This window comes from Azospirillum sp. FG154 (assembly GCF_057809575.1).
The window spans coordinates 30,225-56,684 of the sequence record NZ_JBMDKF010000023.1 but is presented as its reverse complement, the minus strand read 5'-3'; the positions used below and the strand labels follow the sequence as shown (position 1 = coordinate 56,684).

Sequence of the window (26,460 nt, the reverse complement as noted above, 5' to 3'; positions counted from 1 at the left end):
TTTTGCCGTCACCCGCCGAACAGATGCGCGGCGATGGAGGGCGGCTTCATGGTGATGGAGAATCCCGGCGCGGTGGGCGCGCGGTAGCGGCCCTGTTCGACCACGCACGGGTCTTCAAAATGCTCGTGCAGATGATCGACGAATTCGGCGACCCGGCCGTCCCAACTGCCGGAGACGCACAGATAATCGATCATCGACAGATGTTGCACATACTCGCACAGCCCGACGCCGCCCGCGTGCGGGCAGACGGGTTTGCCGAACTTCGCCGCCATCAGCATGATCGCCAAATTCTCGTTCAGCCCGCCGACGCGGGCGGCGTCGATCTGCACCACGTCGATGGCGTCGGCTTGCAGGAACTGCTTGAACATGATGCGGTTCTGGCACATTTCGCCGGTGGCGACCTTGATCGGGGCCACGCCGTCGCGGATCGCCCGATGGCCCAGAATGTCGTCGGGGGAGGTCGGCTCCTCGATGAACCAGGGATTGAAGTCGGCGAGATCGCGGACCCAACCGATGGCCTCGTCCACCTCCCAAATCTGGTTGGCGTCGATCATCAGCACGCGATCCGGGCCGATTTCCTCGCGCACCACGCGGCAGCGGCGGATGTCGTCGGCGCGGTCGCGCCCGACCTTCAGCTTGAAATGGCTCCAACCCGCCGCCACGCCTTCGCGGCACAGACGGCGCACCTTATCGTCGTCGTAACCCAACCACCCGGCGGACGTGGTGTAACTGGGATAGCCGTCGGCCAACAGCCGCGCCCGGCGTTCCGGCTCGCCCGCCTTGGCGCGGGTCAGGATGGCCAGCGCCTCCGCCGGAGTCAGCGCGTTGGTCAGATAGCGGAAGTCGATCAGGCGGAGGATTTCCTCCGGCGTCATGTCGGCGACCAAGCGCCAGACCGGCTTGCCCGCCTGTTTGGCCCACAGATCCCAGACGGCGTTGACCACGGCGCCGGTGGCCAGATGCATCACGCCCTTGTCCGGCCCGACCCAGCGCAGATGCGAATCGCCGGTGACGTGTCGCCAGAAGGCGCCCATGTCGGCGGTGATGTCCGACAGGCTCAGCCCGATCAGGCGGGGCATCAGCAGATCGATGGCCGCCCGGCACAGATCGTTGCCGCGCCCGATGGTGAAGGTCAGGCCATGGCCTTCCAAGCCGCCCGACGTCTCCAACACCACATAGGCGGCGGAATAGTCGGGATCGGCGTTCATCGCGTCCGATCCATCCTTTTGCGAGGAGGTGGGAAAGCGAATATCGTAACTGCGGTGGCCGGTGATGCGGAGTTCGTCGGGCATGTCGCCTCCCCGTGATTTTTGATGGAGTGTTTTCTCTGTGAAATGGATAATCATATATGAAACGATCCGTCAAGACGTCATGCCCGTCAAACCATCATGAGGGTTCCCGCGTGAGCGAGTCCGACATCGACCCCATTGACCCGCCCGACCCCGCCAACCCCGAATCCGGCGACAAGGAGCGCCGTTACTCCGCCCCGGCGCTGGAAAAGGGCCTCGACATACTGGAATTCCTGTCCGAACGCCGGGATCCGCAATCGCTGCAACAGATCGGCGAGGGGGTGGGGCGGACCAAGGGCGAAATTTTCCGCATGGTCTCGGTGCTGGCCGAACGCGGCTACATCGAACGCACCGAGGGCGACGACCGTTTCCGCGTCACCGACCGGCTGTTCCGGCTGGGAATGAACCGCCCGGTCAACCGTTCGCTGGTGGAAATCGCCCTGCCGACGATGAACGCCTTCGCCGAAAGCACCGGCTACGCCTGTCATCTGGCGGTGCAATCGGGAACCCAGATCGCGGTGATCGCGCGGGTGGAAAGCACCAGCCACATCGGCTTCACCGTGCGCATCGGCTACCGCCAGCCGCTGGTGCTGACCGGATCGGGCCATTGCCTGTTGGCCTTCATGAGCGCCCGCCGCCGCCATCGCGTCTATGAGGATCTGCGCCGCGAGGATCCGTGGATTGATCTGGACGCACTGACCCAAACCCTGGACGGCGTGCGCGCCGCCGGGCATGTCCGCCGCCCCAGCGGCATTTCCGAGGCGGTGGTCGATCTGTCCCATCCGATTCTGGACAGCCATGAAGGCGGCGCGGTCGCCGCCCTGACCTGCCCCTATCTGCGCACCCGGCAGAATCCGAAGGAGCCGGACGAGCTTTTGGCGGCGCTGGGCGAAGCGGCGCGGCGCATCTCCGACGCGCTGTCCCTCGATTGAAAGTGCGGCATCAGAATGAAATGACGATTTACAGGTAAAGCAATGTTGTGTATGCAGGACCCAACGATCCGTGACGCGGATCACCGGAAGCGGCCCGGACCATCGGGCCGCGCAAGGGGAGGGGAGCGCCAGCCATGGCCGCCAGACTGCACGGCAAGACCGCCATCGTCACCGCCGCCGCCCAGGGCATGGGCCGGGCCGCCGCCCTGGCCTTCGCCGCCGAAGGCGCGCGGGTCATCGCCACCGACATCAACGACGCGCTGTTGGCCGAACTGGCCGACGTGCCGGGCGTCACGCCGCAACGGCTCGACGTCTGCGACCCGGCGGCCATCGCCGCCTTCGCCGCCGCCACGCCCGCCCCGTCGGTGCTGTTCAACTGCGCGGGCTATGTCCACGCCGGAACGATTCTGGATTGCGACGAGGACGCCTTTGACCGCTCGGTCACGCTGAACGTCCGCTCGATGTACCGGATGATCCGCGCCTTCCTGCCCGGCATGCTGAATGCTGGCGGCGGGTCGATCATCAACATGGCCTCCGTCGCCTCCTCGATCATCGGGGCGCCGAACCGCTTCATCTATGGAACGACCAAGGCCGCCGTGGTTGGCCTGACCAAATCGGTCGCCGCCGATTACGTGACGCGCGGCGTCCGCGTGAACGCCATTTGCCCCGGCACGGTGGACAGCCCGTCGCTGCACGACCGCATGCGGGCGCTGGGCGATTATGACACGGCGCGCGCCGCCTTCATCGCCCGCCAGCCGATGGGCCGTCTGGGCACCGCCGACGAGGTCGCGGCGCTGGCCGTGTTCCTGGCCGCCGACGAATCCGCCTTCATGACCGGGCAGGCCATCGCCATCGATGGCGGCTGGTCGAACACTTGATTTTGCGAACGGGAAGCAGACGATGAAACTGTTGCGTTATGGTCCGCCGGGGGCCGAGAAGCCGGGCGTTCTGGACGGCGAGGGCCGCATCCGCGACCTGTCGGCCCATGTCGCCGACATTGCGGGCGCGACCCTGTCGCCCGACGGGTTGGCCGCGCTCGCCGCGCTGCCGTTGGACGGGCTGCCCATCGTCGATCCGGCGGTGCGGTTGGGGCCTTGCGTGACCGGGACGGGGAAATTCATCTGCATCGGTCTGAATTACTCCGACCACGCGGCGGAAACCGGCGCGACCGTGCCGACGGAGCCGGTGATCTTCATGAAGGCGACCAGCGCCATCCAGGGGCCGAACGATCCGGTTGAAATCCCGCGCGACTCGGTCAAGACCGACTGGGAGGTCGAACTCGGCGTCGTCATCGGCAAGACGGCGAAATACGTCTCCGAAGAGGACGCGCTGGACCATGTCGCCGGTTATTGCGTCATCAACGACCTGTCGGAACGCGCCTTCCAGCTTGAGCATCAAGGCCAATGGACCAAGGGCAAAAGCTGCGACAGCTTCGGCCCGGTCGGCCCCTGGCTGGTGACGAAAGACGAGGTCGCGGACCCGCAGGCGCTTGACATGTGGTTGGAGGTCAACGGCCATCGCTATCAAAACGGCTCGACCCGGACGATGGTTTATGGCGTCGCCTTCGTCGTGTCCTACCTGTCGCGTTTCATGAGCCTGCGCCCCGGCGACATCATTTCCACCGGCACGCCGCCCGGCGTCGGGCTGGGGCAAAAGCCGCCGGTCTATCTGAAGGCGGGCGACCGGATGGAATTGGGCATCCAGGGCTTGGGCCAGCAGCGTCAGATTTGCGTCAACTGCTGATCCAGCGGTCGGTCGAAGCCTTCAGGTGCTGGCGCATCGCCGTTTGCGCGGCCAGCGGATCGGCGGCGTCCAGCGCCTGAAGGATCGCCTCATGCTCGTCCAGCGCCGCTTGCCAGGTTTGGGTGCTGTCGAACCGCTCGCGCAATTGGGAGGAAATCGGGCTGTGCCGTTCGTCGAACAACTCCCCCACCAGCCGCACCAGCACGCTGTTGCCGCTGAGCGCCGCGAGCGTCAAATGGAACTGCTTGTCCTGTTCCACGGGATGGCCGCCCTGCTCCATCTCCGCCCGCATGCGGGTCAGAATGTCACGCAGACGGGCCAGCCCGTCGGCGGTGACGCGGGCGCAGGCCAGAACCACCGCCGATCCTTCGATCACCGCGCGGGCCTGCATCAGCTCCGACGGGCTTTCGCCCAGCGCGGCGGTGGCCGGGGCGGGGCGTTCGGCGGGCGGGCAGACATAGACGCCCGATCCCATGCGAATCTCGACGCTGCCGTCGATCTCCAGCGCGATCAACGCCTCGCGCAGGGACGGGCGTGAGACGCCCAATTGCTGGGCCAGATCGCGTTCCGGCGGCAGGCGGGTTCCCGGCGTGATGGCGTTGCTGGCGATCAGCGCGCGGATCTGGTCGGCCACCTGCTGGTACAGGCGGCGCGTTTCGATGGGTTTGACCAGATTGGACATGCGCGCGGCTCCCGGTGAATTGGCCTTACCATATAGGCTGATTTGGCGGTCAACAAGCGCGTCATTGGCGTTTCATGCCGAAGCGATGCCAAAAATCGTATCTTTCGCTATATGGTCAAGCCAATTTAGAAATTTTGGTAAATTGGCTTGACCAAAACAATCCGTGCTCCTATCGTTTTCGCCAGGGCCGACCCCGCTGTTTTCCGGGCGGCCCTCAAACCACCGGACAGAGTGGGGCCGCGCGCAAGCTCAACCGCTTGGCGCTGATTGGGAGGAAGCATGACGCCGTCCATAGCCAGCCGGGCTTTGCCCGAATTTCACAGCGCCGCCATTGGCGCCGAAGTGTTGCGGCTGACCAACGTCAGCAAACATTTCCCCGGCGTGCGCGCGCTTGACGAGGTCTGTTTCGACCTGCGGCGCGGCGAGGTCCACGCGGTGTGCGGGGAAAATGGCGCGGGCAAATCGACCCTGATGAAGATCATCAGCGGCCAATATCAGCCCGACGGCGGCGGCATCGCCTATAAGGGCGAGGCGCGTCGCTTCGCCAATTCGCTCGACGCCGAACGGGCGGGCATCGCCATCATCCATCAGGAACTGAACCTGATTCCGCATCTGTCGGTGGCCGAAAACATCTATCTGGCGCGCGAACCCAAACGCGGCTGGTTCATCGACCGCGCGACGCTGCGGCGGAACGCGCAAGCCTGCCTGGACCGGCTGGGGGTGGACATCCGGCCCGACGCGCTGGTGAAAAACCTGTCGGTCGCCCAATGCCAGATGGTGGAAATCGCCAAGGCGCTGTCGCTGAACGCTGAAATCGTCATCATGGATGAGCCGACCTCGTCCCTGACCGAATCCGAAACGGCGCTGCTGTTCCAGGTGATTCACGAGTTGAAGCGGGAGGGGGTGGGCATCGTCTACATCTCCCACCGGCTGGACGAGATGGCGGCGATCGTCGACCGGGTGACGGTGCTGCGCGACGGGCGTTACGTCTCCACCCATGATTTCGCGGCGACCAGCGTGGACGACATCGTCGCCCGCATGGTGGGCCGCTCGCTGGAAGAGAAGTTTCCCGAACGGACCTCGGTTCCGACCGACGAGGTTTTGCTGTCGGTCAGCGGCCTGACCCGCCGGGGCGTCTTCCACGACGTCGGGTTCAAGCTGCGGCGCGGCGAGATTCTGGGTTTCGCCGGATTGATGGGGGCCGGGCGCACCGAGGTGGCGCGCGCCATTTTCGGGGCCGATCCGCTGGATGCCGGGCGCATCCGGTTGGGCGAGCGCGAGATCACCGTGCGCAGCCCGCGCGACGCCATCGACCATGGCCTCGCCTATCTGTCGGAAGACCGCAAAAGCCATGGCTTGGCGGTCAAAATGTCGGTGGTGCAGAATCTGACGCTCGCCACCATGGACGCGATGTCCAACCGCTTCGGCTTCATTGATTTCGCGGCGGAGGCCAAGGCCGCCAAAACCTACATCGATCTGCTGTCGATCCGCACGCCGTCGCCCCATCAGGTGGCGAAACTGCTGTCGGGCGGCAACCAGCAAAAGATCGTCATCGGCAAATGGCTGCTCCGCCAATCGCGCATCCTGTTCTTTGACGAACCGACGCGCGGCATCGACGTCGGCGCCAAATTCGCCATCTACCAACTGCTGGACCGGCTGGCCGCGCAAGGCATCGGCGTCGTCCTCATCAGCTCCGAATTGCCGGAGATCTTGGGCCTGACCGACCGCGTCGCCGTGTTCCACGAAGGCTGTCTGACGGCGGTGTTGAACACCCGCGAGACCAGCCAGGAAGAGATCATGCATCACGCCTCGGGCCACAGCCGCCCGACCGCGCCGGGAGCCGCAACGTCATGAGCGACATCAGCACCACCACCAACTCAGCCCCCCCATCGGCGCGCGAGCCGGGTGAGCCAAAGGCCCGCATGATGAACGATAAGAAAAAAGACCTGATCCAGAAATTCGCCGCGCTGGCCAGCCTGATGCTGCTGGTCGCCGTGTTCGCGATGACCAGCGACGCCTTTCTCAGCGTCAACAACGGCATGACCATCGCGCTTCAGGTCACGTCCATCGCCTATCTGGGCATCGGCGCGACCTGCGTCATCATCACCGGCGGCATCGACCTGTCGGTCGGTTCCGTGCTGGCGTTGGCCGGGGTGGTGGCGGCGCTGGCGGTCAAGGCCGGGGTTCCGGTGCCGTTGGGCATGGGGTTGGGCATTCTGGTTGGGGCCTTTTGCGGTTTGCTGAACGGCCTGTGCGTCACCCGGCTGAAGCTGCCGCCCTTCATCGCCACGCTGGGCATGATGCTGGTGGCGCGCGGCGTCGCCTTGCAGATCACCGGGGCGCGCGCCGTGTCGGGCCTGGGCGAGTCCTTTGGCGAACTGGGCAACGGCGCGCTGTTCCGCGTCGTCACCATCGGCGACGACGGGTTCCCGAACGTGGTGTTTCCCGGCATCCCCTACCCGGTCATTTTGATGGTCGTCGCCGCCATCGGCGTCGCCGTGATGCTCAGCCGCACCACGCTGGGCCGTCACATCTACGCCGTCGGCTCCAACGCCGAAGCGGCGCGGCTGTCGGGCGTCAACGTCGCCCGCGTCACCCTCGTCACCTACATCCTGTCGGGCAGTCTGGCCGGTCTGACCGGCTGCGTGCTGATGTCCCGCCTCGTCACCGCCCAACCGAACGAGGGCGTGATGTATGAGCTGGACGCCATCGCCAGCGCGGTCATCGGCGGCACCTCGCTGATTGGCGGGGTCGGCACCATCTCCGGCACGGCGATTGGCGCCTTCGTCATCGGCATTCTGCGCAACGGGTTGAACATGAACGGCGTGTCCGCCTTCACCCAGCAGATCATCATCGGGTTGGTCATTCTTCTGACGGTGTGGATCGACCAGATCCGCAACCGCCGCTGAGAACCGCCGGATCTCCATCACCGCCTTATCACCGAACAACCATCAAAAATCTTTGGGAGTGAAACATGCGCAAGATCGTCTCGGCCTGTCTGGTTTCTGTTCTGGCTCTGGCCGCCGGATCGGCCTTGGCCGCCGACAAGGAAATCGCCGTGGTGGTGAAGACCGTCAATTCGACCTTCTGGCAGAATGTTCAGAAGGGCGCGACCGCCGCGCAGAAGGAAGCCAGCGGCTACAGCATGACCTTCCAGGGTCCGGCTTCGGAATCCGCCATCGCCGATCAGGTGAACATGGTGGAAAACGCGGTCAACCGCAAAGTGGCGGGCATCGTGCTGGCCCCGTCCGACCCCGACGCGCTGGTTCCGGCGCTGAAAAAGGCGTGGGAAGCGAAGATCCCGGTGGTGTTGATCGACTCGCAAATCGCCGACAGCGGCAAGCAATATTACCAATCCTTCCTCGCCACCGACAACGAGAAGGCGGGCGAGCTGTGCGCCAAGGCGTTGATCGACAAGGTCGGGACCACCGGCAAGATCGCCGTCATGTCCTATGTCGCCGGGGCGGGGTCGGAGATTGGCCGGGTCGGCGGCTTCACCAAATACATCAAGGCGAATTCCCAGCTTAAGATCGTCGGTCCCTTCTATTCGCAGTCGCAGATGGCGACGGCGCTGAACCAGACCACCGACATGCTGGCCGCCAACCCGGATCTGAAGGGCGTCTTCGGCGCCAACGAGCCGACCGCCATCGGCATGGGCCGCGCGCTGGCCCAAGCGGGCAAGGCGGGCCGCGTCGTCGCCGTCGGCTTTGACGGCAACCAGGATCTGCAAGGCTTCGTCAAGGACGGCACGCTGGAGGCCATCGCCGTCCAGGGGTCCTACCAGATGGGCTATCTCGGCGTGCAGAGCGTCACGAAGCTGCTGAGCGGCGAGAAGATTCCGAAGTTCCTCGACACCGGCGTGGTGCTGGTCAACAAGGCCAACATCGAGCAGCCGGAAGCCAAGAACGTTCTGTATTGATCGCCCGTTTCCGTCTCCATCCATCCTGAACCGGGCGCGCGTCCGTCTCTCTCCCTCGCGACGCGCGCCCGTCTTTTTGCCAACCCCCGTTTTTTCCAACCCCGTTTTTTCCAACCATGGCGACAGCGACATGACATCCCTTGACGAACGGCGGTCCCTTCCGCGCTCCGGTCTGGCGATTCCGGTTCTTGGGCTGGGCTGCGCCCAGATGGGCGGGCTTTACCGGGCCAGTTCCCCGGCGGAATCCGAGGATGCCGTGGCCTGCGCCTGGGAAAACGGGATCCGCCTTTTCGACACCGCCCCCTATTACGGCTATGGCCGGTCGGAACGCCGGTTGGGCGCGGCGCTGTGCGACCGCCCGCGCGACGAATTCGTGCTCAGCACCAAGGTCGGGCGCTTGATCCGCCCGAACGCCGACGGCGCGCGGGTGGCGGGGCTGGACGCCAACGGCTGGGCCGATCCGCTTCCTTTCCATCAGGTCTATGATTATTCGCAGGACGGGATTCTGCGGTCGGTCGAAGATTCCTTGCAGCGGCTGGGGCTGGCCCGCATCGACATTCTTTATGTCCACGATATTGGCCGCGTCACCCATGGCGAACGCCACGATCATCATTGGCGGCAACTGACCGAGGGCGGCGGCTTCCGCGCGCTCGACGAGCTGCGGCGCGACGGTCGGGTGTCGGCCATTGGCCTGGGGGTGAACGAGTGGGAGGTCGTGCAGGACGCGATGCAGGAAATCGACCTGGATTGCACCATGCTGGCCGGACGCTACACCCTGTTGGAGCAAGCCAGCCTGTCGCCTTTCCTGGAGCGCTGCGTCGCGGCGGGGCACGCCATCGTCGCCGCCGGGGTTTTCAATTCCGGGATTCTGGTCGGCAACGGCAAGTTCAACTACGCCGACGCTCCGCCCGACATGATCGCGCGGGTCGAGGCGCTGGCCGCCGCCTGCCGTGATTTCAACGTCGAACTGCCCGCCGCCGCCCTGCAATTCCCGTTGGCCCATCCGGCGGTGGCGAGCTGCGTCACCGGCGCGCGCACCCGCGCCCAGTTGGAAACCAACATCACTTGGTTCCGCAGCCCAATCCCGGCGGAGTTCTGGCAAGCGTTGAAAACGCGCGGCCTGATTGACGAAGCCGCGCCGGTTCCGGCGGGGGCCTGAGCCATGGTGATCGACGCGCATCAACATTTCTGGCGGCTCGACGCCCGCGCCGGGCAATGGCCGCCGCCCGAATTAACGGCGATCCACCGCGATTTCCTGCCGCCCGACCTGTCGCCGCTGCTGGCTGAAAGCGGCGTGGGCGGCACGATCCTGGTGCAGTCGCTGCCGTCGGTGCAGGACACCCGCTTCCTGCTGGAACTGGCCGACCGCCATGGCTTCGTCCGGGGCGTCGTCGGCTGGGTCGATCTGAAGGGCGCGGACGCGCCGTCGCAGATCGCGGCGCTGGCCGCCCACCCGGCGCTCAAGGGTCTGCGCCCGATGCTTCAGGATCTGGAGCCGGAATGGCTGGATGATCCGGCGCTGGACCCGGCTGTCGCCGCGATGCTGGCGGCGGGCTTGCGTTTCGACGCGCTGGTCTTGCCGCGCCATCTGCCCGCCCTGCTGCGCTTCGCCCGGCGTTTTCCCGATCTGCCCATCGTCATCGACCATGGGGCCAAGCCGGAGATCGCGCAAGGCGGCTCGCCCGATTGGACCGCCGATCTGGTGGCGCTGGCCGCCTTGCCCAACCTGTGCTGCAAGCTGTCGGGTTTGCTGACGGAGGCTGGCGCGCGGACGGGGATCGACGACATCCGCCCCTATGCGGACACGCTGTTCACCCTGTTCGGGCCGGATCGTTTGATCTGGGGCAGCGATTGGCCGGTGCTGAAGCTCGCCGGCGCCTATGGCGGTTGGCTGGCGATGTGTCGGGCGCTGATTCCGCCCAGCGCGCACCCGGCGGTGTTCGGCGACAACGCCCGCCGTTTTTATGGTTTGGACTGAAGGAGGCGCCAATGCAGCGCATGGGCATGGTGATCGGCGTCGCGCCGGACAAGATCGACGAGTACCGCCGCCTGCACGACGCCGTCTGGCCGCAGGTTCTGGCCCGCATCGCCCAATCCAACATCCGCAATTACACGATCTTCCTGCGCGAGCCGGAAAATCTGCTGTTCGGCTGCTGGGAGTATCACGGGGAGGATTTTGAGGCCGATATGGCCGCTATCGCCGCCGACCCGGAAACCCAACGCTGGTGGAGCTTTTGCAGCCCCTGCCAAGTCCCCTTGTCCAGCCGCGCGCCGGGCGAACATTGGGCGATGATGGACGAAGTGTTCCATGTGGACTGACCGATTGGCGCGCGTTTTGCCCTGATTGGCCTTACCAAAAAGAAAATAGCTGCGTAAGGAAGTTGCGTTTCGGCGGAAAACCCCTGAAATTCCCATGGTTTTCGTCTTGGTCAAGCCAATTTAAGAAAATTGGTAAATTGGCTTGACCAAAACAATCCGTCCCCCTATCGTTTCTTCAAGGCCGCCGGAAAGGCGGATCGCGCGGGCCAAAGAGTCCGTCGCAAACAGGCTACGGCAGGCGCCCATCTTTGGCTTAGGCAACTCTTTGGAAGAAAAAGAACTTTCATCCGTCATCCCCGCGAAGGCGGGGATCCAGAGTTTTCCAGACGAACCTTATGGGTAAGTCTGGATCCCCGCCTTCGCGGGGATGACGGGAAAGCCATTTAATTTCAATTGGTTGTGGCAAGAAAAAGGATGTGTGAATGCCACGAGCCAAACAGGAGAGGGGGAGGGCCATGCAAGCCGCGTCACCGCGCGAGAATCGTCACGTCCGCGCCGGGGATCCGCTGAGGATTCCGCTGTGAGTTACCAGTTTGATTTCGCCGCGCTGCTGCCCTATTGGCCGGAATTCGCCATGGGGGTGTGGCTGACGTTGCAATTGTCGGCGCTGGCCACCGTGCTTGGCTTCGTCCTCGGCACGCTCTGCGCCATTGGTCGGGCCGATGGGCCGCCCGCCGTCAAATGGGCGGTCGCCGCCTATGTCGAAATCATCCGCAACACGCCGCTGCTGGTTCAGATCTTCCTGGTCTATTTCGGAATCGCCACGCTGGGCGTGCATGTCAGCGCCAACATGGCGGCGGTGGCGGCCCTGGTGGTCAATGTCGGCGCCTACACCAGCGAGATTGTGCGGGCCGGTCTGGAATCGGTGCACAAGGCGCAGTTGGAAGCCGCCGATTGTCTGGGGCTGAGCCGGGCGCAAACCTATTGGCACGTCATCCTGCGTCCCGCCGTGGAACGGGTCTATCCGGCGCTGACCAGCCAATATGTGCTGTTGATGCTGGCCTCCTCCATCACCTCGCAGATTTCGGCGGAGGAGTTGACGGCGGTCGCCAACCGGGTCCAGTCCGACACCTTCCGCAGCTTTGAAACCTACATCGTCGTCGGGCTTTTGTACCTGCTGCTGTCCTTTGTCGTGCGCGTCGCCTTCTGGCTGTTCGGCATGGGCGTCTTCGCGCGTCGGCGCAAACTCGGCACCGCGCTGTAAGGGGAACCGCCATGCAAAGCTTTGGTCTTATCCATGTCGAGTTTCTCGCCTGGGCGGCGTTGTGGACGGTCGGGCTGTCGTTGATCGCCTTTGTCGGCGGCGGGCTGCTGGGATTCGTCGTGGCGCTGGCCCGCGTGTCGGGCAGTCTGGCGGTGCGCGCCGCCGCCATCGTCTACATCCAGATCGTGCAGGGGACGCCGCTGCTGATCCTGCTGTTCCTGATCTATTTCGGCGTCGCCGTCGCCGGTTTCAGCGGGGTTCCCGCCATCCTCGCCGCCGGGGCCGGTTTGACCGTCTATTCCTCCGGCTTTCTCGCCGAGATCTGGCGGGGCTGCATCCAATCGGTGCCGAAAACCCAGTGGGAGGCCGCCGAATGTCTGGCCCTGACCCGCTGGCAACGGATGACGCGGGTGATCCTGCCGCAGGCGCTGCGCATGGCCACGGCGCCGACCGTCGGCTTCCTGGTGCAGATCGTCAAGAACACCTCGCTGGCTTCGGTCGTCGGCTTTGTCGAGCTGTCGCAGGCGGGCAAGCTCATCAACAACTCGATCTTCGAGCCGTTCACGATCTTCGTCACCGTCGCCCTGTTCTACTTCGTCCTCTGTTTCCCGCTCTCGACCTGGAGCCGCAGCCTGGAGAGAAAACTCAATGTCAGCCGTCGCTAAAGCCCCGCGCGCGCAATCGGAGAATTCTCCCATGTCGTCCACCCTGTCGCCTGTCGTCAGCCTGTCCAACGTCCACAAGAGCTTCGGCGCGCTGAAGGTGCTGGACGGCGTGTCCTTCGACGTCGGGGTGGGCGAGGTCGCCGCCATCATCGGTCAATCGGGTTCGGGCAAATCCACCGCGCTGCGTTGCATCAACGCGCTGGAAACCATCCAGCAGGGGACGATTCATGTCTGCGGCCACGCCATCCACGACCCGGCGCTCGACCGCCGCGCGCTGCGCCGCGACGTCGGCATCGTCTTTCAAAGCTACAACCTGTTTCCGCATCTGACGGTCGAACAGAACATCATGCTGGCCCCGACCTGCGTGAAGGCGCTGTCCAAGGCGGAGGCCCGCGATCTGGCGCGCGAGGTGCTGTCTCACGTCGGGTTGGCGGCGAAGGCCGACCAATATCCCGAACAACTCTCCGGCGGGCAGCAGCAGCGCGTCGCCATCGCCCGTTCGCTGGCCATGCGGCCCAAGCTGATGCTGTTCGACGAGGTGACGTCCGCCCTCGACCCCCAACTGACGGGGGAGGTGTTGAAGGTCATGGAGACGCTGGCGCGCGAGGGGATGACCATGATCCTCGTCACCCACGAAATGGCCTTCGCCCGCAAGGTCGCCTCGAAAGTCGTTTACATGCATCAGGGCCGCGTTTGGGAAACCGGAACCGGGGCGATGCTCGACGATCCGCAAACGCCGGAATTGCGCGCCTTCATCGGCAACGGGCTGTAAGCCGCGCGGCCCGCGCGACCCATCAACAACAAACAAACGCCACACAGGAGGATTCCATGAATCGCAGGATGTTCGTCGCCGCCGCCGGGTTCGCCCTGCTCGCCGCCTCCGCCGTTCCGGCGCTGGCCGACAGTCTGGACGCCATCAAGGCCAGCAAGACGCTGCGCATCGCCCTTGATCTCGGTTCGCCGCCCTTCGGCATGAACGACGCGGCGATGCAGCCGACCGGCTCCGACGTGGAAAGCGCCAAGCTGCTGGCCGCCGATCTCGGCTACACGCTCGACATCGTGCAAGTGACCAGCCCGAACCGCGTGCCTTTCCTGCTGACCGGCAAGACCGATCTGGTGATGGCGTCCTTCAGCATCAGCGAGGAGCGCAAGAAGGTCATCGACTTTTCCGACCCCTACGGCGTGATCCAGATCGTCATCGCCGCGCCGAAAAGCGTAACGATCAAGGATTTGAAGGACGTCGTCGGCAAGCGTCTCGGCACCACGCGCGGCTCGACCAACGACAAGGAAGTGACCGCCCAGGCGCAAGGGGCGGAGATGGTGCGTTACGACGACGACGCCACTCTCATCACCGCGCTGATTTCCGGGCAGGTCAACATCATGGCCTCCTCGCCGCAGACCATGGCCTCGGTCAACGCCCGCCGCCCGAACGACCCGTTGGAGGTCAAGCTGGTGGTCAAGACCAACCCCTACGCCATCGGCATCCGCAAGGGCGACGACGCCCTGCGCGCGGTGGTCAACGAGTGGGTCCACGCCAATTTGCGCAACGGCAAGCTGGACGCGATCTACAAGAAATACAACGGCGTCGGCCTGCCCGCCGAGATGCTGAACTGATCCAACCCGCCGCCGGGGAACGCGCCACGCGCCGCGTTCCCCGGCCCCTTCACCCCTTTTTTCTGTCGAGGTTTCCCTCATGCTGACCGTCATTTGCGACACCCCCGGCGCCCTGCGCGCGGAAACCCGAGCCAAGCCGACGCGCGGCGATGGGGAGATTCTGCTGCGGGTGAAGCGCGTCGGCGTTTGCGGCACCGATCTGCACATCTTCACCGGCAACCAGCCCTATTTGCAGTACCCCCGCGTCATGGGCCATGAGCTGTCCGGCATCGTCGAGGAGGCGCCGGACGGCAGCCGCCTGGCGGCGGGCGACCCGGTGTTCGTCATGCCCTATCTGTCCTGCGGGACCTGCCACGCCTGCCGCCAGGGCAAGACCAACTGCTGCCAGAACATCCAGGTTTTGGGCGTTCACCGCGACGGCGCCTTCACCGAATATCTCAGCCTGCCGGAAGCCTTCGTGCACAAGGCCGACGGCATCACGCTGGACCAAGCGGCGATGCTGGAATTCCTCGCCATCGGCGCGCACGCCGTGCGGCGCGGGCAGGTGGAGGCCGGGCAGCGCGTGCTGGTCGTCGGGGCCGGCCCCATCGGCATGGCCGTGGCGATCTTCGCGGGGCTGCGCGGCGCCGCCGTCACCCTGCTGGACGGGCGCGCGGATCGGCTGGCCTTTGGCCGCGCCCATCTGCCCATCGCCGCCGCCGTGCAACTCGGCCCGACGGACGAGGCCGAATTGTCGGCGCTGACCGACGGGGTGTTTTTCGACCGGGTGTTCGACGCCACCGGCAATCCCAAGGCGATGGAGCGCGGCTTCCAGTTCGTCGCCCATGGCGGGACCTATGTGCTGGTGTCCATCGTCGGCGCGACCATCGGCTTTTCCGATCCCGAATTCCACAAGCGGGAAATGACGCTGATGGGCAGCCGCAACGCGACGGTGGAGGATTTCGACACCGTGTTGACGGCGATGCGGGCTGGGCAAATCCCCGACGCGGCGCTGAACACCCACCGGATGACGCTGGCCGAGGTGCCGAACCTGTTCGCCGATCTGTTGGCCCCGTCCGCCGGGGTGGTCAAGGCGCTGGTGGAGTGCTGAGACGATGACCGACGCCACCCCGATCCTGCAATTCGGCACCAGCCGCTTCCTGCAAGCCCACGCCGACCTGTTCGTGTCCGAAGCGCTGGAGCGGGGGCAGGCGCTGGGCCGCGTCGCCGTGGTGCAGACGACCGACAGCGCCGACAGCGCGGCCCGCGTCGCCGCGCTGGCCGATGGGGCGGGTTATCCGGTGCGGGTGCGCGGGCGGCAGAACGGCGCGGTGATCGACGCCGAACAGCGCTGCCACGCCGTCGCCGCCGCCTTTCAGGCGCGACGCGATTGGCGGCGCCTCCGCGACTTGGCGGCGGGGGAGGTTCGGGTCATCCTGTCGAACACCGGCGACCGGGGTTATCAGCTTGACGATGGCGACGGCCCGGCGCTGCTCGACCAAGCCGATCAGGCGCCGCGCAGCTTTCCGGCCAAGTTGCTGGTTCTTCTGCATCACCGCTGGCGGAACGGGGCGGCGCCGCTGTCGCTGTTCCCTTGCGAATTGGTGTCGCGCAACGGCGATCAGTTGAAGCGGATCGTCGGCGATCTCGCCGCCGCCTGGGGCCTGCCCGCCGCCTTTTTGCGCTATCTGGCGGAGGATTGCCGCTGGGCCAACAGTCTGGTCGACCGCATCGTGTCGGAGCCGTTGCGCCCGGTCGGCGCGGTGGCCGAACCCTACGCCCTGTGGGCCATCGAACGGCAAGACGGGTTGATCCTGCCCTGCGTCCACCCGGCGATCCAACTGGTGGACGAACTGGCCCCGGTGGAGCGGTTGAAGCTGCATCTTCTCAACCTCGGCCACACCTGGTTGGCCGACGGCTGGCTGAGAGAGGGGCGCGCGCCGGAAGAAACCGTGTTCCAGGCGATGAACGTCCCGGCCATCCGCGACGATTTGGAAGCGCTGTGGCGGGAGGAGGTGTTGCCGGTCTTCGCCGCGCTGGGCCAGGGGTCGGAAGCCGAAACCTACCGCGACAGCGTGCGCGACCGCTTTCTCAACCCGTTCCTGGATCACCGTCTGGCCGACATCGCGCAAAACCACGCCGACAAGCTTCAACGCCGTCTGGCCCCGGTGGTGGCGCTGGCCGCCGATTTGACCCTGTCCATCCCGCAGGCGCGTTTGCGCGCCGCCTTGACCTGTCTCTAAAAGGACGCCGAACCGATGACCGCGCCCGCTCTCATCCTGCTGAACCCCGCCGATTCCGTCGCCGTCGCCACCCGCGAGATTGCGGCGGGAACGCCCGTGCAGGTCGGCGACTTCACCGGCGTGGCGCGCGACGCCATCCCCAGCGGCCACAAGATCGCGCTGCGGGCGCTCGGTGTTGGCGCGCCGGTGCTGAAATACGGGCAGGTCATCGGCAGCGTGACGCAGCCGATCGAGGCGGGCGCGCATGTCCACGTCCACAATCTGGGCATGGGCGACGCCCGGCTGGACGAGGCTGTGGGCGGCGCCTACCAACCGACGACGGTGACGGAGGACGCGAGTTTTCAAGGGATCGTCCGCTCTTCCGGCAAGGTCGGCACGCGCAATTACATCGGCGTCATCGCCAGCGTGAATTGCTCCGCCACCGTCTGCCGCTACATCGCCGAGGCGTTCAAGGGCGACGCGCTGGCCGACTTCCCGAACGTTGACGGCGTCGTCGCCATCACCCACGGCAGCGGTTGCGGCATGAGCGGCAGCGGCGAGGGGCTGGCGATCCTGCGCCGCACCCTGCGCGGCTACGCCGACCACCCGAACTTTGCCGGGATCCTGCTGATCGGGCTGGGCTGCGAGGTCAACCAACTCGCCCCGTTGGCCGACAGCCTCGCCCCGCGCGCCGAGGGACTGCTCGCCCGTTTGACCATCCAGGACGAAGGCGGCACCCGCGAAACGGTGGAGCGTGGGATTGCGCTGATTAAGGCCATGCTGCCCGTCGCCAACGCCGTCACCCGCCAGACGGTCCCGGCGCGTCATCTGACGGTCGGGCTGCAATGCGGCGGTTCCGACGGCTATTCCGGCATCACCGCCAACCCGGCCTTGGGCGCGGCGGTCGATCTGCTGGTGCGGCAGGGCGGCACCGCCATCCTGTCGGAAACGCCGGAGATTTACGGGGCCGAGCATCTGCTGACCGCGCGGGCGGCCAGCCCGGCCATCGCCGACAAGTTGCTGGGACAAATCCGTTGGTGGGAGGAGTACACCCGGATGCACAAGGGCGACATGAACAACAACCCGTCCCCCGGCAACAAGGCGGGCGGCATCACCACCATTCTGGAAAAATCGCTGGGCGCGGTCGCCAAGGCGGGCGGAACCGGGTTGATGGGCGTGGTCGATTACGCCGAACCAGCGGCGCCGCGTGGTTTGGTCTTCATGGACACGCCGGGTTACGACCCGGTGTCGGCGACTGGGCAGGTGGCGGGCGGGGCGACGTTGATCTGCTTCACCACCGGGCGCGGATCGACCTATGGCTGCAAGCCGACGCCCTCGCTGAAGCTCGCCACCAACAGCGCGCTGTTCCGCCGTATGAGCATGGACATGGATTTCAACGCCGGAATCATCCTGGACGACGGCGTCAGCGTCGCCGAAGCCGGGGCGGCGCTGTTCCAACTGATGCTCGACACCGCGTCCGGCGCGCCCACCCGCAGCGAGGCGCACGGCATGGGCGACAACGAGTTTGTGCCCTGGCAGTTGGGCGCGGTTATGTGAGGCGATTGGCGTCGTCACGCGCAACGCGGCGGGGCGCCCCACGCGCGAAAAGACTTGGATTGAGAGAGACCGCCGGGCTACCCTTCTGCCCGGTGGTGCGCGGCGTTCCAGCGACGGCCGCGTGAAAAGGGAATCCGGTGCGGTCCAACAGGGCCAAATCCGGGGCTGCCCCCGCAACTGTAAGCGGTGAGCATTGGGTCACGACGCCACTGGCCATCCAGCCGGGAAGGCGACCCAATGCGTGACGCCGCAAGCCAGGAGACCTGCCACCGTTCCAACAACCCCAGCACGCCGTCGGTGGGACGGCGGGGAGGTGGCGATGACGTTTTTCTTATCGGGCTGAGCGTTGAGTCCGTCCGACCAAGCGCGGCTTTTGGGGCGCGACTGGTCGCATTTCCGCTTTTCACCGCTCAGGACATCCGCACATGCACATTGAACCCGGCGTCCTTGACGCCGTCAAAGTCACCGCCGCGAATAGCGCGGCGGTGGCGGCGCTGGCCGTTTACAGCCCGGCGCTGATTCGCAAGCCAGTTGAACTGGTTAAAACCGCCTTTGCGGCGCTGTTCTTTTCCATCTTCATGGAGATCTTCCATCTGCCGGTCGGCCCGTCGGAACTGCATTTTATCGGCGCGTCCGCCGTCTATTTCACCTTCGGCTTCCTGCCCACTCTGTTCGGATTCGCCATCGGCCTGCTGCTGCAAGGCGTGTTGTTCGAGCCGCAGGATCTGCTGCATCTGGGCGTCAACAGCCTGTCGCTGATCGTGCCCCTGGTCACGGTTCATGAAACCGTGGGCAAGCGCTTCTTCGCTGAGGGCGCGGCCAAGGCCACCGTCACATGGCGGCGCATCATGGCCTTCGACGCCGCTTATTATTCCGGCGTGGTCGCCATGGTCGGCTTTTGGCTGTTCCTGGGCGAAGAGGCCACACCGCTGGCCGATTGGGCGCTGTTCGCCGCCTCCTATCTGCCGCTGGTGCTGTGCGAGCCGGTCTTCACCTGGGTGGCGTTGAAGGGCGTTGATCGTTTGACCGTCGCCAGCCCGCTGCGTCGCGTCACCGCGCTGGACCGCTTGGCGCTCGCTTGACGCCAACGCGGTAGAAAATCGACCGACGGCGTCGCACGGACAAGACGTCGTCGGTTCGATCAATGCACCAACCGGGAGCCGGGATCGGCGCCAACCATCCGCCGGGATTCGGGGAAGTCGATCACCCGCCCGGTCACGGGGGCGCCGTCATGCAGCGTCGGCAGATGCAAACCGGCGCGGTCCAGCGCGTGGGCCAGAATGCACAGCGGCGCCAAAGCCATGCGGACCCCCGACATCGCCAGCCAATCCGCCAGCAAAACCCCGGCGTCGCCGTGCTGGTCCTGTTGAATCAAACGAATCATGCCGAGCAACCGGGCCTCGTCGGTTCCCAGCGCCGGGCAGGTCGGGCGGTGAACGTCCAGCGGGCGCAGCGCGGCGGCGATGGTGACGCGCATCACCGTGTCAAAGGCGACCGCCGCGTCGTTGGACAGACCCGCCGCCATCAAACCATCCTGCCAATGGGGATGCGCCTTTTCGGGATCCCGCAACGGTTCGGCCCACAGGCGCAAGGTCATCACCACCAGATTTTCCGCCGTCTTGAGTTCGGCAAGACGCTTGCGGTGGTCGGAGAAGGTGGGGGTGGTCGGCATCGACGGCTCCGGTTCGGGGTGAACACGGGGCGGAGCGTAAAACCGGGGCGCTTTATTTGCAAATGATTCTTAATAGCGACTGTGTCAGCGATATTCAGGCCGCCGCGCCAACCCCGCCTTCAGATGGCGGATGGCGGCGTGAACCTTGGGCGGGGCGTGGCGCTTTTGCGGGTAGACGGCCCAGACGGCGGTGTTGGGTGGGGTGTGCTGTGGCAGCAGATGCGCAAGCCGCCCGTCGGCGATGGGGGCCTTGACGTAATAATCGGGCAGTTGGCACAGGCCAAAGCCGCGCAGCGCGGCGTCGAGCACGGAAAAGCCGCTGTTGCAACGCCAGCGCCCGCGCGGGCGGAACAACCAATCCCGCCCGCCATCGTCGAACAGCCAATGGTCGGCGGTGCCGATCAGGCAATCATGGGCGGCCAGATCGGTCAGGTTGGCGGGCGCGCCGTGTCGGGCCAGATAGGCGGGAGACGCGCACAGATGCATGACGCGCGGCGCGAGGCGGGTGGCGACCAGACTGGAATCGCCCAACCGTCCCAACCGGATCGCCAGATCGAAGCTCTCCTGCACCAAATCCAGCGGGCGGTTGGTCAGCTCGATTTCGACGCTCAGCAGGGGATGACGCTCCATCAGGTCGTTGACCAGCGGAACGATGAATTGCTCGCCATAGGCGGTGGCGCAGGTCATGCGCAGCAACCCCTTGACCGCGCCCTCGCCGCCGCCCTGAAGATCGCCGATGGCTTGCACCGCCTCGTCACGCTCGTCGATCAGGCGTTGGCAGCGGGCGAAAAAGGTCCGCCCGCTTTCGGTCAGGCTAACCTTGCGGGTGGTGCGGTAGAACAGGCGGGCCTGCAAACGATCCTCCAACCGCGCCACGCTGCGGCTGACGTGGGAGGAGGAGACGCGCAACCGTTCCGCCGCGCGGGAAAAGCTGCCGGTGTCGGCCACCGCCACAAACTCGTCGATGCCGTCCCAACCGCTCATGCCGCGCGCGCTCCATTATCCCTATGCAGCAAAAATCTATCCCTGAAATCGTCGTTTTGGCAATGACCGCCGCCGGTTTACACTGACCGCCAACGCCGTTGTTTTTGCTTTGGGAAGGAAACCCGCATGGTCCTGTCACGCGCCGCCGTCGCTTGGGAAGCCAACCGTCCGCTGGAGATCGAAGAGGTCGAGGTGGCCGCCCCCAAGGCGGGCGAGGTGATGGTCCGCATCGTCGCCACCGGCGTTTGCCACACCGACGCCTACACCCTGTCGGGCAAGGATTCCGAAGGCATTTTCCCCTGCATCCTCGGCCATGAGGGCGGCGGCGTGGTGGTGGAGGTTGGGCCGGGCGTGACCTCCGTCGCCGTCGGCGATCATGTGATTCCGCTCTACACGCCCGAATGTGGAACGTGCAAATTCTGCCTGTCGGGCAAGACCAACCTGTGCCAGGCGATCCGCGCCACCCAGGGCAAGGGCCTGATGCCCGACGGCACCAGCCGTTTTTCGCTGAAGGGCCAGCCCATCGCCCATTACATGGGCACCTCGACCTTCTCCGAATACACCGTGCTGCCGGAAATCGCGCTGGCCAAGATCAACAAGGCGGCGCCGCTGGAAAAGGTCTGCCTGTTGGGCTGTGGCGTCACCACCGGCATGGGCGCCGTCATGAACACGGCGAAGGTGGAGCCGGGATCGACCGTCGCCATCTTCGGTCTGGGCGGCATCGGCCTGTCGGCGATCATCGGCGCGACGATGGCCAAGGCCTCGCGCATCATCGGCATCGACATCAACGAATCGAAGTTTGAGATCGCCAAGCAGTTGGGCGCCACCGACGTGGTCAATCCGAAAAACTTCGACCGTCCGATCCAAGAGGTTCTGGTCGATATGACTGACGGCGGCGTCGATTACTCGTTCGAGTGCATCGGCAACGTCAACGTCATGCGCGCCGCGCTGGAATGCTGCCACAAGGGCTGGGGCGAGTCGGTCATCATCGGCGTCGCCGGGGCGGGCGAGGAGATTTCCACCCGACCCTTCCAACTCGTCACCGGGCGGGTGTGGCGCGGCTCGGCCTTTGGCGGCGTGCGCGGGCGCAGCGAGCTGCCGGGCTATGTGGATCGCTATCTGGCGGGCGAGTTTGAACTCGACACCTTCATCACCCACACCATGGGGCTGGACCGCATCAACGAGGCGTTCGATCTGATGCATGAGGGCAAGAGCATCCGGTCGGTCATCCTCTACAACCAGTGAGTCCGATCATGACCGGGGATGTCGTCCAACTGTCGGAAACCCGCGTGTTCGGCGGGCGTTTGCTGCGGCTGCGCCATGAATCGGCGACGCTGGGCTGCGCCATGACCTTCGCCCTGTTCCTGCCGCCGCAGGTCGAGGCGGCGGCGGGGGCGATGGTTCCGGCGCTCTATTGGCTGTCCGGCCTGACCTGCACCGACGAGAATTTCTGTCAAAAGGCCGGGGCCTTCCGGTTGGCGGCGGAACTCGGCCTCGCCATCGTCGCGCCCGACACCAGCCCGCGCGGGGAGGGCGTGCCGGGCGATCCCGATGGCGCGTGGGATTTCGGCCTGGGCGCCGGTTTTTATGTGGACGCGACCGAACAGCCTTGGGCGGCGCATTACCGCATGCATGATTACGTGACGCGGGAGTTGCCGGAACTGGTGGAGCGCGCCTTCCCGCTCAACGACCGGCGGTCGATCTCCGGCCATTCGATGGGCGGGCATGGCGCGCTGGTCTGCGCGCTGCGCCATCCCGGACGCTATCGCTCGGTGTCGGCCTTCGCCCCCATCGTCAACCCGGCGGCTGTGCCGTGGGGGGAAAAGGCGTTGGGGCGTTATCTCGGCCCGGATCGGGCGCGCTGGGCGGAGTGGGACGCCTGCGCCCTGATCGCCAACGCGACGGAGCGGTTGCCGATCCTGATCGACCAGGGGGCGAGCGACAGTTTTCTGGAAACCCAGTTGAAGCCGCAAAACCTCGTCGCGGCGGCGGAGGCGGTCGGCCATCCGCTGACGCTGCGCATGCAGCCGGGCTATGACCACAGCTATTTCTTCATCGCCAGCTTCATCGACGACCATCTGCGCCACCACGCGGCGGCGTTGCTGGGGTGATTCTGAGTCGATTCATTGACGGTGGGTGGGCTCTGGAGTATAGTTCTGAGTGAGGATTGCAATTGCGCATTGTTGGTTTGACCCGTCAGCGCTTGGGTTTCCACACTTTGGCAGGAAGAGAGGCTGACTCTCTTCTCAGACAGGGCTGATCCACCGGATCACTTTCCGAACCCCAGAGCTAAGGAAGGGCTGCGACTGTCCCTCACCGAAAGGCCCCCGTCAGGGGGCCTTTTGTATGTTGCCCACCAAAACGCCATGAGCTTGCCCTTTTGGATAGGCGGTGATGACCGAATATGCCAACGCCGGGTCTTGCAAGGGGCGATGTTCGGCAATCAGCAAACCCAGAGGGCTGCGCAGAACGGCAACCCGAGGGGCTTTCATCGAAGCGCCTTCGTAATAGATGGGTGTGCTGTTTTGGATGATGTCGGCGACATAGCGGGCGACGTCGCTCTCTTGGCTGTAGCCGAGCCGCATCAGGTCCTTTTGATGTTCGGCCCAAATATGGGCGACGCCAAACCCCCGGTTTTTGCTGCGGTGGACGCCCCTTTTCAGATAGATGCCGCCACCAGGAATGTGGTGCTTAGGCAAATCAGGAATTGAGCCGAAATTGAATCCACCTTTTGGGTGTTGGATCAGGGCGTTGTGAGTCAATGGAGGCTCGCGCAGGTGCAAATCCTGTCCGATTTTGATGTAATTTTGTTTTTCATTCCACCAATAAATGCTCGCCGTCTGCTGTCGCCACAGAGGCGCCTCTCTTGCTGCTTCATCGCTTTGCAGCGCAGCAAAAACCCCCGCCGGAGCGATCCGGCGGGGGTTTTCGTTCAACGGGTCATGTGGGACCGTGTCAGGCGACCTTGACCTCGACCGTGTCGGCGACGTCCTGGAACGTCGGGATTTGGTCGAAGTTCATGTAGCGGTAGACTTCGGCGGACTTGGCGTTCAGCACGCTGACCTGGGCCAGATACTCTTCGGTGGTCGGGATCTTGCCCAGCAGCGCCGCGACGGCGGCCAGTTCGGCCGACGACAGATAGACGCGGGTGTCGATGCCCAGACGGTTGGGGAAGTTGCGGGTCGAGGTGGACACGGCGGTCGAACCCTTGCGGACCTGCGCCTGGTTGCCCATGCACAAGCTGCAACCCGGCATTTCCATGCGCGCGCCCGCCTTGCCCAGCGTGGCGTAATAGCCTTCCTCGCTCAGCATCATCGCGTCCATCTTGGTCGGCGGGGCGATCCACAGGCGGGTCGGAATGTCCGACTTGCCGTTGAGGATTTTCCCGGCGGCGCGGAAATGGCCGATGTTGGTCATGCAGGAGCCGATGAACACCTCGTCGATCTTGTCGCCCGCGACCTCCGACAGCGTCTTCACGTCGTCCGGGTCGTTCGGGCAGGCCAGGATCGGTTCCTTGATGTCGGCCAGATCAATCTCAATCACCGCCGCGTAATCGGCGTCGGCGTCCGGCTGCAACAGTTGCGGATCGGCGATCCACGCCTCCATCGCCTTGATGCGGCGCTCCAGGGTGCGCTTTTCGGCGTAACCGCTGGCGATCATCCACTTCATCAGCGTGATGTTCGAGGTCATGTATTCAATGATCGGCGCCGTGTCGAGACGTACCGTGCAACCCGCCGCCGAGCGTTCCGCCGAGGCGTCGGACAGTTCAAACGCCTGCTCCACCTTCAGATCCGGCAGACCTTCGATTTCCAGGATGCGGCCGGAGAAGATGTTCTTCTTGCCCTTCTTTTCGACCGTCAGCAGGCCCGCCTTGATGGCGTAGAGCGGGATGGCGTTGACGAGGTCGCGCAGGGTGACGCCCGGTTGCATTGCGCCCTTGAAGCGGACCAGAACCGATTCCGGCATGTCGAGCGGCATGACGCCGGTGGCGGCGGCGAAGGCCACCAGACCCGAACCCGCCGGGAAGGAGATGCCGATGGGGAAACGGGTGTGGCTGTCGCCGCCGGTGCCGACGGTGTCGGGCAGCAGCAGGCGGTTCAGCCAGGAGTGGATGACGCCGTCGCCGGGGCGCAGAGCGACGCCGCCACGGGTCGAGATGAAGGCGGGCAGCTCATGGTGCGTCTGCACGTCCACCAGCTTGGGGTAAGCGGCGGTGTGGCAGAAGGACTGCATGACCAGATCGGCGGAGAAGCCCAGGCAGGCCAGATCCTTCAGCTCGTCGCGGGTCATCGGGCCGGTGGTGTCCTGCGACCCCACGGTGGTCATTTTCGGCTCGCAATAGGTTCCGGGACGAACGCCCTTGCCTTCCGGCAGGCCGCAGGCGCGACCGACCATCTTCTGCGCCAGGGTGAAGCCCTTGCCGGTGTCGGCGGGGGTCGCCGACTGGCGGAACAGGGTGGAGGCGGGCAGGCCCAGCGCCTCGCGGGCGCGACCGGTCAGGCCACGGCCAATGATGAGCGGGATGCGACCGCCAGCGCGCACCTCGTCGAAGATCACGTCCGACTTGACGGTGAATTCGGCGATGACCTCGCCGTTCTTCAGCGCCTTGCCGTCATAGGGGCGCAGTTCGATCACGTCGCCCATGTCCATCTTGCTGACGTCCAGCTCGATGGGCAGCGCGCCCGCGTCTTCCATGGTGTTGTAGAAAATCGGGGCGATCTTGGAGCCGAGGCAGACGCCGCCGAACCGCTTGTTCGGAACGAACGGGATGTCTTCGCCGGTGAACCACAGGACCGAGTTGGTCGCCGATTTGCGCGAGGAGCCGGTGCCGACCACGTCGCCGACATAGGCGACCAGATTGCCCTTTTCCTGCAACTTGGCGAGCTGCTTGACGGAGCCGCGCACGCCGGGTTCATCGGGTTCGATGCCGGGGCGCGGGTTCTTCAGCATCGCCAGGGCGTGCAGGGGGATGTCGGGGCGCGACCAGGCGTCCGGGGCGGGCGACAGGTCGTCGGTGTTGGTTTCGCCCGTCACCTTGAAGACGGTCAGCGTCAGCGATTCCGGGACTGCCGGGCGCGAGGTGAACCATTCGGCGTCGGCCCACGACTTCAGCACGGCGACCGCGTTGGCGTTGCCCGCGTCGGCCAGCGCCTTCACGTCGTGGAAAAAATCGAACACCAGCAGGGTCTTTTTCAGGCCGTCCGCCGCCGTCGCGCCGCATTCGGCGTCGGACAGCAGGTCGATCAGCGGCTGAACGTTGAAGCCGCCGAGCATGGTGCCCAGCAGTTCCGTCGCCTTGACCTTGGAGATCAGCGGGCTGCTGTCCGCGCCCTTGGCGATGGCGGCCAGGAAACCGGCCTTGACGCGGGCGGCGTCGTCCACGCCCGCCGGGACGCGGTGGGTGATGAGGTCGAGGAGGAACGCCTCCTCGCCCGCCGGGGGGGCCTTCAGCAGGTCGATCAGCTCGGCCGTCTGCTTGGCGGACAAGGGCAGAGCCGGAATTCCAAGGGCGGCGCGTTCGGCCGCATGCTGACGGTAAGCTTCGAGCACGGCTGGGTTCCTCATAATGAAAGGCCGCCCTTTGGGTGAACACCGGCAGACGGCCCGCTTGAACTCATGGCGATTATATATCCCCGCTCAAATCAAAGAGCAAGGGGCGGCGCCTGTTCCCACGCAGAG

Annotated in this window: 25 protein-coding genes and 1 riboswitch; of the genes, 19 read left to right on the top strand and 6 right to left on the bottom strand. The window is 65.3% G+C overall.

All coding sequences use genetic code 11. The features are described 5' to 3' along the window. Positions 1-8 precede the first annotated feature (8 nt). Positions 9-1,292 (bottom strand): L-fuconate dehydratase, encoded by a 1,284-nt coding sequence (locus ACODS4_RS21855; RefSeq protein WP_488867503.1) that lies wholly within the window; start codon positions 1,290-1,292, stop codon positions 9-11. A gap of 110 nt (positions 1,293-1,402) precedes the next feature. On the opposite strand from ACODS4_RS21855, the gene ACODS4_RS21850 reads away from it, so the two are divergent. From ACODS4_RS21850 to ACODS4_RS21840, 3 genes are all read left to right on the top strand, one after another. After that, entirely contained in the window at positions 1,403-2,221 is an 819-nt protein-coding gene (locus tag ACODS4_RS21850) for an IclR family transcriptional regulator (protein ID WP_488867501.1), read from the top strand. 134 nt (positions 2,222-2,355) lie between these two features. After that, on the top strand, positions 2,356-3,099 hold the full coding sequence (locus ACODS4_RS21845) for an SDR family oxidoreductase (protein ID WP_488867499.1): 744 nt from the start codon (positions 2,356-2,358) through the stop codon (positions 3,097-3,099). A 22-nt stretch (positions 3,100-3,121) separates the two neighbouring features. Continuing rightward, entirely contained in the window at positions 3,122-3,964 is an 843-nt protein-coding gene (locus tag ACODS4_RS21840; RefSeq protein ID WP_488867497.1) for a fumarylacetoacetate hydrolase family protein, read from the top strand. On the opposite strand, the gene ACODS4_RS21835 is transcribed toward ACODS4_RS21840, so the two are convergent. Beyond that, a complete protein-coding gene (locus ACODS4_RS21835; protein WP_488867495.1) occupies positions 3,954-4,646 on the bottom strand; it encodes a FadR/GntR family transcriptional regulator in 693 nt (230 codons plus the stop codon). The genes ACODS4_RS21840 and ACODS4_RS21835 overlap by 11 nt on opposite strands. Positions 4,647-4,925: 279 nt before the next feature. Here ACODS4_RS21835 and ACODS4_RS21830 point away from each other — a divergent pair, with 279 nt between their 5' ends. From ACODS4_RS21830 to ACODS4_RS21765, 14 genes are all read left to right on the top strand, one after another. Continuing rightward, positions 4,926-6,500 carry a sugar ABC transporter ATP-binding protein gene (locus tag ACODS4_RS21830; protein WP_488867493.1) on the top strand — a complete coding sequence of 525 codons (1,575 nt, stop codon included), beginning with the start codon at positions 4,926-4,928 and terminating at the stop codon, positions 6,498-6,500. After that, the gene (locus ACODS4_RS21825) at positions 6,497-7,555 is read left to right on the top strand and encodes an ABC transporter permease (protein ID WP_488867491.1); all 1,059 of its coding nucleotides are present in this window, start codon (positions 6,497-6,499) and stop codon (positions 7,553-7,555) included. The genes ACODS4_RS21830 and ACODS4_RS21825 overlap by 4 nt, the downstream gene beginning before the upstream one ends. A gap of 65 nt (positions 7,556-7,620) precedes the next feature. Next, entirely contained in the window at positions 7,621-8,565 is a 945-nt protein-coding gene (locus tag ACODS4_RS21820) for an ABC transporter substrate-binding protein (protein WP_488867489.1), read from the top strand. Between the two features lie 130 nt (positions 8,566-8,695). Continuing rightward, on the top strand, positions 8,696-9,724 hold the full coding sequence (locus tag ACODS4_RS21815) for an aldo/keto reductase (RefSeq protein ID WP_488867487.1): 1,029 nt from the start codon (positions 8,696-8,698) through the stop codon (positions 9,722-9,724). Positions 9,725-9,727: 3 nt separating this feature from the next. Beyond that, on the top strand, positions 9,728-10,543 hold the full coding sequence (locus tag ACODS4_RS21810; RefSeq protein WP_488867485.1) for an amidohydrolase family protein: 816 nt from the start codon (positions 9,728-9,730) through the stop codon (positions 10,541-10,543). A gap of 11 nt (positions 10,544-10,554) precedes the next feature. Then, entirely contained in the window at positions 10,555-10,884 is a 330-nt protein-coding gene (locus tag ACODS4_RS21805) for an L-rhamnose mutarotase (protein WP_488867483.1), read from the top strand. Between the two features lie 520 nt (positions 10,885-11,404). Beyond that, a complete protein-coding gene (locus ACODS4_RS21800) occupies positions 11,405-12,088 on the top strand; it encodes an amino acid ABC transporter permease (RefSeq protein WP_488867481.1) in 684 nt (227 codons plus the stop codon). Positions 12,089-12,099: 11 nt separating this feature from the next. After that, entirely contained in the window at positions 12,100-12,753 is a 654-nt protein-coding gene (locus ACODS4_RS21795) for an amino acid ABC transporter permease (protein WP_488867479.1), read from the top strand. A gap of 31 nt (positions 12,754-12,784) precedes the next feature. Beyond that, a complete protein-coding gene (locus ACODS4_RS21790; protein WP_488867477.1) occupies positions 12,785-13,525 on the top strand; it encodes an amino acid ABC transporter ATP-binding protein in 741 nt (246 codons plus the stop codon). A gap of 56 nt (positions 13,526-13,581) precedes the next feature. After that, a complete protein-coding gene (locus ACODS4_RS21785) occupies positions 13,582-14,367 on the top strand; it encodes a transporter substrate-binding domain-containing protein (RefSeq protein ID WP_488867475.1) in 786 nt (261 codons plus the stop codon). A gap of 79 nt (positions 14,368-14,446) precedes the next feature. Then, positions 14,447-15,457 carry a zinc-binding alcohol dehydrogenase family protein gene (locus tag ACODS4_RS21780; RefSeq protein ID WP_488867473.1) on the top strand — a complete coding sequence of 337 codons (1,011 nt, stop codon included), beginning with the start codon at positions 14,447-14,449 and terminating at the stop codon, positions 15,455-15,457. A 4-nt stretch (positions 15,458-15,461) separates the two neighbouring features. After that, a complete protein-coding gene (locus tag ACODS4_RS21775; RefSeq protein ID WP_488867471.1) occupies positions 15,462-16,589 on the top strand; it encodes a mannitol dehydrogenase family protein in 1,128 nt (375 codons plus the stop codon). Positions 16,590-16,604: 15 nt separating this feature from the next. Then, a complete protein-coding gene (locus tag ACODS4_RS21770; protein WP_488867469.1) occupies positions 16,605-18,125 on the top strand; it encodes a UxaA family hydrolase in 1,521 nt (506 codons plus the stop codon). Positions 18,126-18,201: 76 nt separating this feature from the next. Continuing rightward, positions 18,202-18,410, top strand: a riboswitch (cobalamin riboswitch). A 140-nt stretch (positions 18,411-18,550) separates the two neighbouring features. After that, complete coding sequence (locus ACODS4_RS21765) at positions 18,551-19,207, top strand: energy-coupling factor ABC transporter permease (protein ID WP_488867467.1); 657 nt, start codon at positions 18,551-18,553, stop codon at positions 19,205-19,207. A gap of 59 nt (positions 19,208-19,266) precedes the next feature. Here ACODS4_RS21765 and ACODS4_RS21760 read toward each other — a convergent pair whose 3' ends face one another. Both ACODS4_RS21760 and ACODS4_RS21755 read right to left on the bottom strand, forming a co-directional pair. Continuing rightward, a complete protein-coding gene (locus ACODS4_RS21760) occupies positions 19,267-19,797 on the bottom strand; it encodes a hypothetical protein (protein WP_488867465.1) in 531 nt (176 codons plus the stop codon). Positions 19,798-19,881: 84 nt separating this feature from the next. Then, positions 19,882-20,781: a LysR substrate-binding domain-containing protein gene (locus ACODS4_RS21755; RefSeq protein WP_488867463.1), complete on the bottom strand. Its 900-nt coding sequence runs from the start codon at positions 20,779-20,781 to the stop codon at positions 19,882-19,884. Positions 20,782-20,907: 126 nt separating this feature from the next. On the opposite strand from ACODS4_RS21755, the gene ACODS4_RS21750 reads away from it, so the two are divergent. Further along, complete coding sequence (locus tag ACODS4_RS21750) at positions 20,908-22,026, top strand: S-(hydroxymethyl)glutathione dehydrogenase/class III alcohol dehydrogenase (protein WP_488867461.1); 1,119 nt, start codon at positions 20,908-20,910, stop codon at positions 22,024-22,026. An 8-nt stretch (positions 22,027-22,034) separates the two neighbouring features. Then, positions 22,035-22,892: an S-formylglutathione hydrolase gene (gene fghA / locus ACODS4_RS21745; RefSeq protein ID WP_488867459.1), complete on the top strand. Its 858-nt coding sequence runs from the start codon at positions 22,035-22,037 to the stop codon at positions 22,890-22,892. A 219-nt stretch (positions 22,893-23,111) separates the two neighbouring features. Here fghA and ACODS4_RS21740 read toward each other — a convergent pair whose 3' ends face one another. Both ACODS4_RS21740 and acnB read right to left on the bottom strand, forming a co-directional pair. Beyond that, entirely contained in the window at positions 23,112-23,717 is a 606-nt protein-coding gene (locus tag ACODS4_RS21740; RefSeq protein WP_488867457.1) for a hypothetical protein, read from the bottom strand. 19 nt (positions 23,718-23,736) lie between these two features. Then, on the bottom strand, positions 23,737-26,331 hold the full coding sequence (gene acnB / locus ACODS4_RS21735) for a bifunctional aconitate hydratase 2/2-methylisocitrate dehydratase (protein WP_488867455.1): 2,595 nt from the start codon (positions 26,329-26,331) through the stop codon (positions 23,737-23,739). Positions 26,332-26,460 lie beyond the last annotated feature (129 nt).

Excerpts from the sequence above, each read along its gene's own strand:
- ACODS4_RS21755 (WP_488867463.1), bottom strand. The coding sequence starts at position 20,781 with ATGAGCGGTTGGGACGGCATCGACGAGTTTGTGGCGGTGGCCGACACC.
- ACODS4_RS21785 (WP_488867475.1), top strand. The coding sequence starts at position 13,582 with ATGAATCGCAGGATGTTCGTCGCCGCCGCCGGGTTCGCCCTGCTCGCC.
- ACODS4_RS21770 (WP_488867469.1), top strand. The coding sequence starts at position 16,605 with ATGACCGCGCCCGCTCTCATCCTGCTGAACCCCGCCGATTCCGTCGCC.
- ACODS4_RS21750 (WP_488867461.1), top strand. The coding sequence starts at position 20,908 with ATGGTCCTGTCACGCGCCGCCGTCGCTTGGGAAGCCAACCGTCCGCTG.
- ACODS4_RS21830 (WP_488867493.1), top strand. The coding sequence starts at position 4,926 with ATGACGCCGTCCATAGCCAGCCGGGCTTTGCCCGAATTTCACAGCGCC.
- ACODS4_RS21810 (WP_488867485.1), top strand. The coding sequence starts at position 9,728 with ATGGTGATCGACGCGCATCAACATTTCTGGCGGCTCGACGCCCGCGCC.
- ACODS4_RS21780 (WP_488867473.1), top strand. The coding sequence starts at position 14,447 with ATGCTGACCGTCATTTGCGACACCCCCGGCGCCCTGCGCGCGGAAACC.
- ACODS4_RS21760 (WP_488867465.1), bottom strand. The coding sequence starts at position 19,797 with ATGCCGACCACCCCCACCTTCTCCGACCACCGCAAGCGTCTTGCCGAA.
- ACODS4_RS21790 (WP_488867477.1), top strand. The coding sequence starts at position 12,785 with ATGTCGTCCACCCTGTCGCCTGTCGTCAGCCTGTCCAACGTCCACAAG.
- ACODS4_RS21835 (WP_488867495.1), bottom strand. The coding sequence starts at position 4,646 with ATGTCCAATCTGGTCAAACCCATCGAAACGCGCCGCCTGTACCAGCAG.
- ACODS4_RS21765 (WP_488867467.1), top strand. The coding sequence starts at position 18,551 with ATGCACATTGAACCCGGCGTCCTTGACGCCGTCAAAGTCACCGCCGCG.
- ACODS4_RS21820 (WP_488867489.1), top strand. The coding sequence starts at position 7,621 with ATGCGCAAGATCGTCTCGGCCTGTCTGGTTTCTGTTCTGGCTCTGGCC.
- ACODS4_RS21775 (WP_488867471.1), top strand. The coding sequence starts at position 15,462 with ATGACCGACGCCACCCCGATCCTGCAATTCGGCACCAGCCGCTTCCTG.
- ACODS4_RS21795 (WP_488867479.1), top strand. The coding sequence starts at position 12,100 with ATGCAAAGCTTTGGTCTTATCCATGTCGAGTTTCTCGCCTGGGCGGCG.
- ACODS4_RS21825 (WP_488867491.1), top strand. The coding sequence starts at position 6,497 with ATGAGCGACATCAGCACCACCACCAACTCAGCCCCCCCATCGGCGCGC.
- ACODS4_RS21840 (WP_488867497.1), top strand. The coding sequence starts at position 3,122 with ATGAAACTGTTGCGTTATGGTCCGCCGGGGGCCGAGAAGCCGGGCGTT.
- ACODS4_RS21845 (WP_488867499.1), top strand. The coding sequence starts at position 2,356 with ATGGCCGCCAGACTGCACGGCAAGACCGCCATCGTCACCGCCGCCGCC.
- fghA (WP_488867459.1), top strand. The coding sequence starts at position 22,035 with ATGACCGGGGATGTCGTCCAACTGTCGGAAACCCGCGTGTTCGGCGGG.
- ACODS4_RS21805 (WP_488867483.1), top strand. The coding sequence starts at position 10,555 with ATGCAGCGCATGGGCATGGTGATCGGCGTCGCGCCGGACAAGATCGAC.
- ACODS4_RS21815 (WP_488867487.1), top strand. The coding sequence starts at position 8,696 with ATGACATCCCTTGACGAACGGCGGTCCCTTCCGCGCTCCGGTCTGGCG.
- ACODS4_RS21855 (WP_488867503.1), bottom strand. The coding sequence starts at position 1,292 with ATGCCCGACGAACTCCGCATCACCGGCCACCGCAGTTACGATATTCGC.